This is a genomic window from Gimesia alba (genome assembly GCF_007744675.1).
In the GTDB taxonomy this organism is placed as follows: Bacteria; Planctomycetota; Planctomycetia; order Planctomycetales; family Planctomycetaceae; genus Gimesia; species Gimesia alba.
Genome location: NZ_CP036269.1, coordinates 4,162,870 through 4,175,819, shown reverse-complemented (window position 1 = coordinate 4,175,819; position 12,950 = coordinate 4,162,870). Strand labels below are relative to the sequence as shown.

At 49.8% G+C, this 12,950-nt stretch carries 10 protein-coding genes; 4 read left to right on the top strand and 6 right to left on the bottom strand.

The window, feature by feature from the left end; genetic code table 11:
* Window positions 1-155 precede the first annotated feature (155 nt).
* The 5 genes from Pan241w_RS15485 to Pan241w_RS15465 form a co-directional block, all read right to left on the bottom strand.
* Window positions 156-536 (bottom strand): cupin domain-containing protein, encoded by a 381-nt coding sequence (locus tag Pan241w_RS15485; protein ID WP_145217535.1) that lies wholly within the window; start codon window positions 534-536, stop codon window positions 156-158.
* Between the two features lie 199 nt (window positions 537-735).
* The gene (locus tag Pan241w_RS15480; RefSeq protein WP_145217532.1) at window positions 736-2,055 is read right to left on the bottom strand and encodes a DUF1552 domain-containing protein; all 1,320 of its coding nucleotides are present in this window, start codon (window positions 2,053-2,055) and stop codon (window positions 736-738) included.
* A 14-nt stretch (window positions 2,056-2,069) separates the two neighbouring features.
* Window positions 2,070-4,379, bottom strand: coding sequence for a DUF1592 domain-containing protein (locus Pan241w_RS15475; RefSeq protein ID WP_145217530.1), 2,310 nt, complete (start codon window positions 4,377-4,379; stop codon window positions 2,070-2,072).
* Between the two features lie 215 nt (window positions 4,380-4,594).
* Window positions 4,595-5,323: a 3-keto-disaccharide hydrolase gene (locus tag Pan241w_RS15470; protein WP_232107166.1), complete on the bottom strand. Its 729-nt coding sequence runs from the start codon at window positions 5,321-5,323 to the stop codon at window positions 4,595-4,597.
* Window positions 5,324-5,465: 142 nt separating this feature from the next.
* Window positions 5,466-6,878, bottom strand: a complete 1,413-nt coding sequence (locus Pan241w_RS15465) for a DUF1501 domain-containing protein (protein ID WP_145217527.1) — start codon at window positions 6,876-6,878, stop codon at window positions 5,466-5,468.
* A 318-nt stretch (window positions 6,879-7,196) separates the two neighbouring features.
* Between Pan241w_RS15465 and Pan241w_RS15460 the strand changes: the two genes are divergently transcribed.
* The 4 genes from Pan241w_RS15460 (at window position 7,197) to Pan241w_RS15445 (ending at window position 11,869) form a co-directional block, all read left to right on the top strand.
* Window positions 7,197-7,769 (top strand): hypothetical protein, encoded by a 573-nt coding sequence (locus Pan241w_RS15460; protein WP_145217525.1) that lies wholly within the window; start codon window positions 7,197-7,199, stop codon window positions 7,767-7,769.
* Between the two features lie 579 nt (window positions 7,770-8,348).
* Window positions 8,349-8,921, top strand: coding sequence for a sigma-70 family RNA polymerase sigma factor (locus Pan241w_RS15455; protein ID WP_232107165.1), 573 nt, complete (start codon window positions 8,349-8,351; stop codon window positions 8,919-8,921).
* Window positions 8,908-10,194, top strand: coding sequence for an anti-sigma factor family protein (locus Pan241w_RS15450; protein WP_145217522.1), 1,287 nt, complete (start codon window positions 8,908-8,910; stop codon window positions 10,192-10,194). The genes Pan241w_RS15455 and Pan241w_RS15450 overlap by 14 nt, the downstream gene beginning before the upstream one ends.
* A gap of 205 nt (window positions 10,195-10,399) precedes the next feature.
* Window positions 10,400-11,869 carry a sulfatase gene (locus Pan241w_RS15445; protein WP_145217519.1) on the top strand — a complete coding sequence of 490 codons (1,470 nt, stop codon included), beginning with the start codon at window positions 10,400-10,402 and terminating at the stop codon, window positions 11,867-11,869.
* An 18-nt stretch (window positions 11,870-11,887) separates the two neighbouring features.
* Here Pan241w_RS15445 and Pan241w_RS15440 read toward each other — a convergent pair whose 3' ends face one another.
* Window positions 11,888-12,928, bottom strand: a complete 1,041-nt coding sequence (locus tag Pan241w_RS15440) for a Gfo/Idh/MocA family protein (RefSeq protein WP_145217516.1) — start codon at window positions 12,926-12,928, stop codon at window positions 11,888-11,890.
* Between the last annotated feature and the right edge of the window lie 22 nt (window positions 12,929-12,950).

Here is a 12,950-nt window from a genome sequence, read left to right as displayed (position 1 = left end):
AGCAAGCGAAAACGAACCTACATAAAACCCCGATGTGGACAACATATCTTTAAGAAAATAACAGCCTGGGCAGTAGAAAGACCTTTTTTACAGTGAAAATTTACTCTTGAGGTCAGGATGGGGCAGTGACCAATCACTGAGCTGCAAGCACAAATTCAAAATTGTTTTCGCAGGTCTTCCGAATCGACGTAGATCGACTTCAGGAAGTGGGGATTGCAGACCACGAAAAAGACCAGGTCCTCTTCGCCGATATTGGTGATGCTCTGGTCGGTGTCGGGGGGGATGCGAACGACATCGCCGGGATGAACTTTGGTCGGTGGATAGTCGCCGACTTCGACGAGACCGGTTCCTGAGAGCATGATGTAGCGTTCAAATGTGCCTTTGAGTCGATGGAACCGAGTTTTCTTACCAGGCTCCACACGGGCTCTGGCCAGCGAGACTTCCGGATCGACATCGGGGCTCGACATTTCGAGGATGAAGCAACCTTCTTCGAAGAAGTATTCGTCTTCCTCTTTGGGGCGGGTGATGTGATCCATGCTGCGGCTTCCTTTCATCTCGTCAGTGATTCTGGCTGATCATGTTTTTCGATTCATTTCGAAAACGAATTATGACAGAGTGATTCGAGATCGTCAAAGATACCAGAGTATGACCGCAAGAAAAAACTGCGTGTCCCTGTTTAGGTAAAAGGAACACGCAGTGGAATGATTGTTCTCAATTATCCGAGTGATAATGAAATTAAGTCAGTTCAGACAGAATACCATCGCCACAGAAATTGGGATTCCCGAATGTTTTCACATGATGACCCATGCCGTGAGCCAGCGACATCAGGAAGCGGTTGTGGGGAACCATTTTGAATTGGAGAGAGCGTCCCATTTTGAAATCGAGTCCCTTACCGACGAGAACCAGTGGGACGTCGTTCAGCGTATGCGAGTTCCCTTTACCTAGTTCATTGGTCCAGACAACGAGTGTGTTATCGAGCAGGGTTCCCTCGCCGTTCGGCTCGGGAGTTTTATCCAGTTTCTGAACCAGGTAAGCCAGTTGCTCGCAGAACCATTTATTGATTTTGGTCAGTTTTTCCTGAGCATCTTCGTCACTGTCCGGCTTGTGTGACAGACCGTGATGGCCATCTTCGATGCCGAGCCACTTCATCCGTGCCTGACCGACCGAGTTGGTATACTGCAGTGTCGCAACGCGGGCCATGTCGTTGGCCAAGCTGTTGACCATCAGGTCGATCTGCATTTTGCTGGTGACAGGCATGTGATCGTTATCATTTTTCACGCCCACTTCCTGCACAGGAACTTCGATGGACAGTTTTTGTTCCTGTCCGGCTTTGAGTTCCTGTTCCATCTGTCGCACATAGGTTTCATGCTCTTCCAGCAGCTGCTTGTCTTCGCGGCTGAGTTTGGTTCTGACCTTTTTCAGGTCTTCCCGCACATCATCCAGAATGCTGGCCAGACTCTTCCGGTCTTTCATCTGACCGTAAATCTTTTCGAACATCTGATACGGATCGTCAATCGGGGCAATCGGTTTGTTGGAACCAGCGTAGACCATGCGGGTCCAGGGGTCTGCCCGATGAGGCACATTCACACCGAACTCCAATGAGCCAAAGCGGGTGCGAGTTTCCGGCTGACTTTGCAGAAAGCGTTTGATTTCCTGGTCGACCGATTGACCACTGGCCCAACCGGCGGGAGTGTGCGAGCCGCCTTGAATATTGCCGGGCAGCAATTCAATCCCCGTCAGCAGGCAGCTCATGCCACGCATGTGGCTGTCGCCATCACCGCGAACGCGGTCTGCAACCCCTTTGATCACGAGCATCTGATCCTGATAGGCTTTCAGCGGCTGCATGATTTCTTTCAGTTCGAACTTGTCACCGACTTCGTCCGGCCAATACGTTTTGGGAACGATACCGTTAGGGCTGAACATAACGATCAGTCGCTGTTTACGAATGGCGCGATCTGCGGCAAAGCCTAGACTGGGCAAGTTCATGACCAGTGGCAGAACAGCCGTTGAGAGACCGAGTTCTTTTAAAAATGCGCGGCGGGATTGATATCTCATGGAATATCTCTTTCTCAGGAATGAGGTTGGTGTAAGGCAGCAACCTTCATGATTTCGATCAGTAGCTGTTGAATATTATAGTCAGTTTTTTCAAATTTTGTGGTCAGTTCTTCCCGAATATTTTCGCCATAAGCATTAATTGGCTGTTTGACTGCCTGGTGAAACAATTGGTCGACAAATGCTGCGTGGGCGTGATGGTCGGTGGCGATATGGGTGGCCAGATCCCGGGCTCCGTTGAATTTGACCGTTTCGCCCGAAACAGAAGTCAACTCAGCCGAGGCATTGATGGCTTTCTTGACCTCCTGTTCTCTGTATCGGCCGATCGCGTCAAAGTGCTCCAAACTAAAACCGAGGGGGTTGATGATGCTGTGACACGACATACAGGCGGATGGTTTCGTAATCAAGGCGACTTTTTCGCGGGTGGTCATGCCTGGTTTGAAATCGCCGTCTTTGAATTCAGTTGCCTGTGGGGGCGGTTTCAGTGTTCGGCCCAGCAAACGCCGCGTGACAAACACACCGCGGTGAATGGGAGAACTCAAATTGTGATACGCGAAGTTCGCCATCATATACGGGTGCGTGATCACACCGGCCCGCTTGTCTTTGTCGAGTGAGACCTTCTGGAATTCCTGGCCATCGGGTAGTTTGACGTCATAGACTTTTGCCAGTCGCGGGTTAAGGTAAACATAATCGGCGAGCAGCAACTGCCGATAGTCGGATGATTTGTTCCAGACCACATCATCAATGAACAGGTCAAGCGAGGTTCGCAAGTCAGAAACAACCAACTCATTGAATTCGGGGAAGAGTGCCTTGTCTTTAGCCAGTTCTTCTTTTTCGTCGAGTTGTAGCCAGTGATGGAAGAAGTAACGCAGCTTGGACTGAGCACGGGGATCGCGCAGCATGCGGTCAGCCTGTTGCGCGATCTGGGTAGGGGTTTTCAGTTTGCCTGCTCTGGCTGTGTCAAACAATTGACGGTCGGGCATGGAATCCCATAGACCGTAAGAGAGTCGGGACGCGATGGCATAGTCGTCCAGTGCCGGATATTCCCGATCGGTATACAGAAAACGGGGTGATTTCAAAACGAGCAGAACGACACGTTTGACGGCGAGTTCGACGGCGGCTTCCTGTTTGAAGTGCTGATCAACAAAGAATGTCTTTTGCTCGTCGGTTAACGGACGCCGAAAGGCGAGTTCGGCAAAACGGTGGCAGAACTGTTGAATTTTTTCTTTGCGATTTTTGGCATCCGGTTTGGTACCGGCTAAACGATCCAGATGCTTAATCACACTGGTCATGATCTCGATGGCAGCAGACGTGGTTGCTTCATCCCAGGCTTTGGAAACTGCAGTACCGCGTTCGTAGCCGGAAACACTGTCATCGGGTGGGAAGACAGTGGACGTGATAAACGTTCCGGGCACCTGTTGTGGTGTGAGATTCCGTTGTGGAATGACTTCCTGTGCTTTATGGGGCGGCTTCCATTCGAGGACAACCGACGAAGACTTTTCTTTGTATTTGAACACGTGCAGTCGGATGGTATAGGGTTTGCCTCCCAGCAGGCGAATCGTGGCTTTGTGCTCTTTGGCCCGTCCCTCTGAACTGACCCATTCATCAATAATCGGATCTTTCTGATTCACCCATAAGCGGGCACCGTTTTCTGTTTTGAGAATGAATTCATAATCGCCAGTTTCTTCTGCGAGGACTGAGCCTTCCCACTTCATGGAAAACTCTTCCGCGTTGGTGATTTTCTCGTCCGGTTTTTTGTCGCCGAACTGGAAGTTGACCACGGGGTCAATTCGTTTTATGACGCGCTTATCGCGCCGCATGCTGCGACTGTCATAATATTCTGCATTGAGTCCGCGTTCCTTGCTGGTGACATTGGCGTTTCCCAGAAAATGCGACAGCAGGTCAGATGTCGTGAACAGATACTGTCGTACGGTTAAATGTGAGAGTTGCACGCGTGAACTGTTGCCGGCAGCAGCTGTGTCTTTGGCATAAAATCGATCGAAGACATATTGGGCGGCCCGTTTGGCTTCTTCACCCTGACAGAACTCGGGGTCTTCTTCCGGCATCGTTTCATCGATGAGTGTGGTGAGTTCAACCAGCGTCTTCATGCCGTGAAACGGGTTGGCTTTGTCCATCACGCCTTGCCCATTGGCGGCATGACACTCAACGCACATCTTACGATAAATCTGTTCGCCAGTGAGAGGTTTCGGATCTGCGGCACGCGAAGTCTGTGAAAAAATGAAACAACAGATCCCCAATAGCAAACTAAGTGCGGTCACGCGGAATCGAAAAAGACGATGTTGCTGGCTGGCAATCATACTTGGCATCACACTTTAGGGCAGGAAAAACAGGTGGGAACTCTTTTGCGTACTGGCCTGAGTACAGGCAAGGACGAATTCGTTGAGTCAACCACAGGATTGTGGCTCCCGTGGCTGATCAACATATCGGTATTATTTTATTCTGTCTTGAGAGCAGAGTCAAGCTGCCGGAAATGACACAACCTGTTGTTTTTTATGAGGTTAGTTAAGGAATGTGCCTGTTTTTACTTCAGCAGAGGGGCCGTTTGAGCTTTGGAAGTGACTCCCGGGGGCAATTCCATGATCTGGATACTGCGAAACTGGATTTCGGCCCCTTCCGATTCAAGGCAGAGATAACCCTTTTTGATGGATGCATTTCGGACACCATTTACAAATTTGCCGTTTACCGAAAGCTTCACGACACCATCGACACAGACGACATCATAGACATTCCATTGTCCTTTTCCTTTGCAGCGATTTTCGATTGATTTGCTGCGTGTGCCGCGAGGGTTATCGGGAATCGTGGTTAAGCCGTTGGCGCCGAAGAGCTCGCCATGCACATAAGCGATGGGGGGCAGAGTGCCATCTTTTTTCTTGTGCTGATTCACCCAGTCGAGTTCCAGCATTTGAATTTCCATCCCTTTAGGTAAGCGTCTCCCTTCGGGAACAGTTCCTTCACTCCAGGCGAAGACGCCCGAATTACCGCCTGCTTCCATGTGCCGCCATTCAACGTGCAGTAGAAAGTTTTCATACTGCTTATCAGTTCGCATCACGCCGATGGGATGTCCCGTGCAGATCAACATGCCATCTTTGACATACCAGGTATCTTTATCTGTATTCACATTCACCCAGCCGGTCAGGTCTTTGCCGTTAAACAACGGTTTGTAGTGCGGCAGATCATCTGCTTGCGCACCGGGCAGATTGCAGAGAAGAAGTAAGACAAAGCTACAAAGGGGGGCGATCAAATTTTTCATGGGGTGAAGCTCTCCGGTCAGAATGCGGTTTGTATCACGCTGATGCGACTAACATAGGTTCGTTCTTTGCGCAATTAATGATCATACCCGTCACGAAAGTGCGAAACAAGTAGCTTACCGGTCTGAACGTGTCTATCAGGATTCAAACCAGCTCTCTCAGCCGCGTACCTGCATCCAGCAGATATTGAGGCCGTCCCCGCGGGTCAGTGAGCGTGATCGCATGCGGATCGATGCCAAGATTATGATATAAAGTGGCAAAGATGTCTTTGTAGTGCACGGGGCGCTCAATCACAGCGCTGGCGGTGCGGTCGGTCTTGCCGATGACCTGACCGGTCTGCATTCCACCGCCGGCAAGAATCGCGGGGCCGACGCGCGGCCAATGGTCGCGACCTCCCTTTTTCGAATTGATGCGTGGCGTGCGACCGAATTCTCCCCAGGCAACAATAGTGACATCATCCAGCATGCCGCGTTCTTTGAGGTCGGCGACTAAGGTGGTGAGGCCATGATCGACCAGGGGCAGTAACTGACGCATCCGCTTGAAATTGCTGGAGTGGGTATCGAAATCACTGATCGAGATGCTCACGCAACGCACACCTGCTTCGACAAGGCGGCGAGCGAGCAGAAATTTCTTTACCGCATCAGGGCCTTCACTGGTGTAAAAGCGTGATGAATCATTTTGTGTTGTCGGCGTATAGCGCGCCAAAGTTGCTGGATCTTCCAGTGTTAAATCCATCGCATCTGCCAGTCGACCGGATGTCAGTATGCTGACGGCTTGCTGGGAAAAACGGTCCATCGCGTCCATCATGCCGCTGGCATCGACTTTGCGACGAATGGTATCCAGTTCGGAAAGTAAGGTCGTGCGGTTTTCCAGTCGCTCCATGCTCAACGAGGGATTGAGCTTCAGGCTGACCTGATGATCGGCGCCTAATCGCTTGAGTTCCCCTTGCATGCCTTTTTCGAGCTGACGCTGAAACAGGTCAGAGATATCGGGGCGGAAAGGTTGATATGCGGGACCCAGGAATCCCGGGCGTGCGCTGTTTCGGACTAAGCCCCGTCCCTGCATGATGTCGACAAACGGAGGCGAAAGATCCTGCGGAGACCCTTTGAGTCGCGAGATAACCGAACCCAGGGCAGGGCGACCGCCCACGGCGAGCATGTCTTTTTTCTTAAAGCCTGATTGCGTCTGAAAGGCATCGTGGGCACCGGCGGAGCCAACGAGTGATCGTACAAAGGCAAATTGATCCGCGTGTGCAGCAAGACGCGGCATTAACTCACAGATTTGCACGCCGGTGACACTGGTTGAAATGGGTTGGAACTCGCCACGAATTTCTACCGGGGCTTCCGGTTTCAAGTCGATCATATCCATATGGGGCGGGCCACCATCCAGATGCACATTAATGATGGCTTTGTTTGAAGAACGGATTCCCGCTTTTTCTTCGGCGCGTAATAAATCAGCCAGAGAAAGTCCGGTCAGTCCGAGCGCACCGATTCGGAGAAATTCTCGCCGTGATCTGGTGTGACATTGCTGATCCTGCGCGCTCAAGAATGACAGCATCGTTTTCCTTTCCGGTTTTGCTATTTTAAACTGCATTCGTTTCTTATCGCTGAGTTCAACCTATGCAGAATTATATATCAATGTGCGTTTATACCAAAACGTGGGGGACGAACTCAAGGGGAAAGGCGTTCTGGAGCAGATCTGAGAGATCAATGCGTCCTGTCTCCAGCTGGATTTACAAAATAGGATAAAAACGTCTTGTTTTATGGCGAGGGAACGATTAAACTGATGGCTCATATAGAGCCAGACTCAATTACTGGCGAAATCTCAGCCGTGAATTAGATCCCAAGGGATCATACAAAATACAGGAGCAGTCGAATGCGTTTCCCAGTGACAATTAAATTCTGTTCGGCGATCGCCGGTGTGAGTGTCTTGAGTGTGGCGGTTGCCGTGTTTGCCGGCCCTGCTGAGGCAGAAAAAACGAAAGCGAGTCCCGAAGCGAAACCGGCTCCTGAAGCGAAAAAATTGGAGAAAGAGACGAAGGCGAAGCGGCTCGTGACGGTTGCAGAAGCACGCCAGCGTGCGAAGCTGACACATAATATTTATGCGACCACTCTGGAAGCGATGCACCACCATTACTTTTTCCATGACAGAGCGAATGTCCCGGCGCGCGTGATGGAAGATATGTTTGCCGATATTGCGCGCCAGGAAAATATTAAGGCAAAGTGGATTGCCGTGAATGCCAAAGCGATGAGCATCGATCACGAACCGGAAGGGGAGTTTGAGAAGCAGGCAGCGAAAGAAATCTCTGCAGGCAAGCACGAATATGAACGCGTGGAAAAAGGCGTATATCGGCGGGCTGTTGCAATCTCATTGGCGGGCTGTTGCAATCTCATTAATGAACAACGGATGCCTGGGGTGCCATCTTGGATTCAGCGCGAACAAAAATAAACGCGATCGATTTGCCGGCCTGGTCATTTCAATTCCCGTCAAACAGGATTGACGGACGGTAGCGCATATCCGAAACAGATTGAGCGAAAGAAGCAGGGAATGCTCGACGTTGTTTCATAAAATCACAACGTGATACACGGAACGTTTTATTGGACCATTGATGCGCTTGCGTTACGGAAAATACAGGCGTCTCTTTTGACTTGACCTCTTTTTCGACGCAAATCAAGGGGCACGTGTTTAAGCAATTGTTTTGTACATATTGCGTTTCAATAGTCCTGGGACCATTTTGCGACCCTGTTTTCTCAACACGGGAGCTTGCCCTCAATTGTATATCGCAGAAGACCCCAAAACGTTAACAACTAATTTCAAAAAAACGCAAAATCGTTTGAAACTCAAGTTTTTATTTGATTGATTCAAACTTCTTCACGATCTTCATCAATTCTTAATAGATTCTACTACAATATAAAATATTGCTATTACTTCGTTGTCAGTTTACAGTTTTCAGTCCAGAGTCAATCTTCGTTGATTCGATTATCTGAAAACTTAGATAATAAAATTAACTGCTAAAAGAAAAGACGCATGTGCCCGATGGATGCGACACAAACAACAACACTTCAGACCGATTCTGCGCAAAGTCGAGCAGAGTTAGCGCGGAATTGGGTGAAAGTACAACCTTCACTCATGGCTTTCGTAGTGGCATCAACGCCTCAGTTTAGTGACGCTGAAGATCTACTTCAGGAAGTCGCAGCTGAAGTGGCGTTGCGATATGACGAGTATGATAACTCGCGGCCCTTTCTTCCCTGGGCCTTATGGATAGCGAAAATCAAGATTGCTGATTTCTATCGAGGCAAACGCCGCGATCGTGTGCTGTTCATGGGGGAGGCGATGGATGCATTAGCTGATGCCTGTTCCCGAGTGCAGCAATTGATGACCGAAGAACGAGATTTACTGGAATATTGTCTGGATCAATTAACTGAGCGTTCCCGACGTTTATTGGGTTTGAGATATTCTGATGATCTGAAGCCGAAACAAATTGCGACCGAGCTGGGAACCTCCACCGGTTCGGTCCGGGTGACTCTTTCCCGTATCCGTACCACGTTGATGGATTGTGTTCAAAAACGAGCCTCTGGTGAAGCGAATGTCGGAAATTAAAGAAAGCACAGCGCTCGAAAATATCGATGCTTATCTGGACGGTGAAACGCTATCGCCGGAAGAAGCGCAACGGCTGGAACAATGGATTAAGACAGATAGCGAGAATGCCGATCAGGCTTTTCGCCGCGTGTTTCTTCATTCGTACCTCAGGCAGCGTTTTCAAGTACGATCGATTGGAGATGCGCAAGCCCGTGAGTTAGAGACCCAGCAAAAAGAGCCGCTAGTACTACCTGCGGAATCAGAAATCGAGGTTCAACCTCAAAACAAACAGAGTGCAACACGGCCACAGAAACAAAAAAAGAAACGAACGACCTTACTTACGTGGCGCTGGTTTCTGATGATTGGGATCGGAATTGTATCTACGATCAACCTGGCAGTGATGTTCATCAAAGATTTTCAAATTCCCTATGATGAAGATAAGGCATTCGAAGCGATTACCTTTGAGTCTGACTATGCCAGGAAAACTTTTTTGATGGCAAGAAAAGCAGCACAACCATTTCTGTATGAAGGATTTAATTATACTCCCGAGTTTCTGAGTGAAAAAGATTCGGATGGTGTAAATGATTTGAACGGGGGAATCGGCTGGTCTGGTCCCTGGATTGATCAGGGCGTTGTTTCTTCTTCGATCATTCAGGATCCCAAAAAGCAGAATCAGGGTAAAAATGATATGCGGTTATTTGGGCCACTCGGATTTTCAGACCAGCATGGGAATATGCTACTGACCAAAGGGGGGCAATACCGTTCGGGATCGATGGCTGAATCCGTAGCCGTGCGGCATATCGAATTACAACAGGTCCCTTATGCGTTATCCGATGAAAAGGGCTTTGGCGCTGATGGAGAGATCTTGTGGTTGAGCTTCATGGCTCAGTCTTGTGATAATGCCGGGGATGGGCGTTATGCTTATATCGACCTTGGAAATAATGAGTCGAGTCTACGAATCGGAAAACTGGCTTCTGCCGTCCGGGGGAACTGGGCCGCTGCCGGGCAGGTGAACGGTACGGAAATCAATACGGCTTCCAGTGATGTTCTATCGGGGCAGGCGGTGTTGTTTGTGGTGCGAATTTTGTTCCGCCCTGGTGCAGAAGAAGTGGACCTGTGGCTCAATCCGCCATTAAACCGAATTCCGGATCTGGATGAAGTCGACCTGCGGTTGATGGCACCAGATCTGCGAATTGAACGCGTTAAAATCGTCAGTCGTTATTCGACGGACTTTGACGAACTTCGCGTCGGCGTTTCATTTGTCGATGTGATTCCCGCCAGCGAGCTTGATTGAGCCAATCACGATTGCATTTCATTCTTACTATTGAAGCAATTGTGTTGACAGGTGTGCGTTGATCGTATCCAATGAATGATACGCATTCTCTGATTCCGTCCAGCCACTGGTGAGTTGCCGGTTGGAAAACGGAACCATAGAATGGAATAGACGTCTCTCCACAGAGCTTCCGCCGTTTCCCTGCTTCCGTTGATTAGGAAAACAGATGAAAAAATCCTGCCTGCCGCTATTCGCCTACCTGTTTCTGGGTCTAATTTCGTTTTCAAACACTGCTCAGGCAGCCGCTCCTCAATACAATGTGCTGTTCATTATTTCGGACGACCTGACGTCCACAGCGCTTTCCTGCTATGGGAACAAAGTTTGTCAAACGCCGAATATTGATTCCATCGCCGCCAAAGGAACACGTTTTACACACGCCTATTGTCAGGCCACGTATTGCGGACCGTCCCGGGCTTCGTTCATGTCGGGCTATTATCCACATGCCTCGAAGGCATTCGGTTATGTCAGCCCGCGTTCTTATATTGGTGACCGGGCAACCTGGTCGCAACATTTTAAAAACAACGGCTACTACACGGCGCGCGTCAGCAAGATTTATCATATGGGAGTGCCTGGCGACATTGAAAAAGGGAGCGACGGCACTGATGATCCCGCCTCGTGGACCGAGAAATTCAACAGCCAGGGGCCGGAATGGAAAGCGCCCGGCGACGGGGAGACACTGGAAAACAATCCCGATGGCAAAAAGCCTGCGGTAGGTGGAAATACGTTTGTTGTTGTTGAAGCCGACGGCGACGATCTGGTGCACTCCGATGGAAAGACTGCGAAGAAAGCGGTGGAGTTGATTGAGACGCACAAAGACGAACCGTTTTTTCTGGGAGTCGGGTTTGTGAGACCCCATGTTCCTTTTGTGGCACCGCGGTCTTATTATCCACCCTTCAAGCCTTACAATAAGCATGTTCTTCCTGAAAAATATCCGGGCGACTGGGACGACATTCCCAAATTTGGCATCAACTATAAAACCAGTGTGAACATGAAAATGGATTTGCGGCGGCAAAAGAAAGCCGTTGGTGGCTATCTCGCTTCAGTCGCTTACATGGATGCACAGGTCGGCAAGGTACTCGATGCGCTCAAACGGGCGGGGATTGAAGATAAGACGATTGTGATTTTCACCAGCGATCATGGCTACCACCTGGGAGAACATGATTTTTGGGCTAAAGTCAGTCTGCATGAAGAGTCGGCGAAGGTGCCGTTGATTATCAGTGTGCCCGGCAAGAAACCTGCGGTTTGTGATTCGCTCGCCGAACTGCTCGATTTGTATCCCACACTGAGTAGCCTATGCGGTTTGAAAGTTCCAGAAAATATTCAAGGCAAAAATCTGGGACCGCTTTTGGATAATCCGAGCCTGCGTGTGCGTGATGCTGCCTTTAGTGTTGACCCGCGGGGGAAGGGAAATCGTGGGTTTCTGCTGCGTGATGATCGCTGGGCGTATATTCAATACAAAGAAGACGCTTCCGCCGGTGCTGAGTTGTACGATATGGAAAAAGATCCACAGCAGTTTACGAATCTCGTAGGGAAACCCGAATATGCGTTGACCGTCACTGTGTTTCAGGAACGGCTGGCAGCGAAGTTAAAAGACATTCGTACGAATGATCTGGGGCATTCCTATACGAAACAGTAATCGATAGGGACTACGAATTTAATCGACACGAATGCTCTGGGTTTGTCCTGTTTCGGCTGCTTGATAGGCGGCGTAGATCGTGCGTAATACCTGCAGGCTATCGTGGCTGTTGAGTATAGGCGGTTCTTTATCCAGCACTGATCTGACGGCTGCATGGACACAGGGTGAATAGCCGCGTGGTTGAATCGGCTCTTCAAACTTATGGACGGTTCCCGGCTTGTCGGAATAGAGCGACCATTGCAGGTATTTGCCGGTCGAGTAATCCATTTCCAGCCAGCCTTTCGATCCCCAGATTTTAATCAGAGACTGTTTGCCTCGGTTGATGTAATAACCAGACGTCATCGTTCCCAGAAAGCCTTTGTCGAACTTCAGGCTGAGGGCGGCGGAATCTTCCACGTCAAGTGGCTGCCCGCCAATGTTGGTGATAAAGCCGCTGACATCGGTGATTTTGGAATCGGTGATATACATTCCCAGGTCGAGCCAATGAATGCCCAGCCAGATCAGGTGACCGCCACCAGCACGTTTTTTTTGTGCGAACCAGCCGGCCTGATAGCTTTTACTCGTTAAGCGAGTCTGATCGGCGATGAAATTGAGTTCAATGCCGTAAATTTTGCCGAACGTTCCTTTGCGGATCATTCGGCGGGCTGCTTTGACTTCCGGATTGTTGCGATTTGCCAGAGCCAGCATCAGATTCAGATGTTTCGAGTCCGCTTTCTGTACCAGGGCTTCAAAATCGTCGATATTCGTGCAGGCGGGTTTTTCAGCGAAAACAGGGCAGCCATGATCGAATGCAACATTGATGGCGGCGGGGGCCTTGCCGGCTTCGAGTGTGATCAACGCCAGGTCCGGTTTTTCTTTTTTGAACAGTTCCTCGGGGCTGTTATACACGTGCGTCAGTTTATCCCCCAGTTTCTTCCGGGCTGTCGCAACATGTTTCTGACCTTCATCACTGAGGATGACTTCACTGATCTCGTCACAGGAAGCGAGTGCCGGAAAATATGCGCCAAGATGCGCAGACGTTTCACTGATAATAAGTGCCACTTTTGCTTTGTCTGCCATGATTCTACTTTCTCTTTATCGA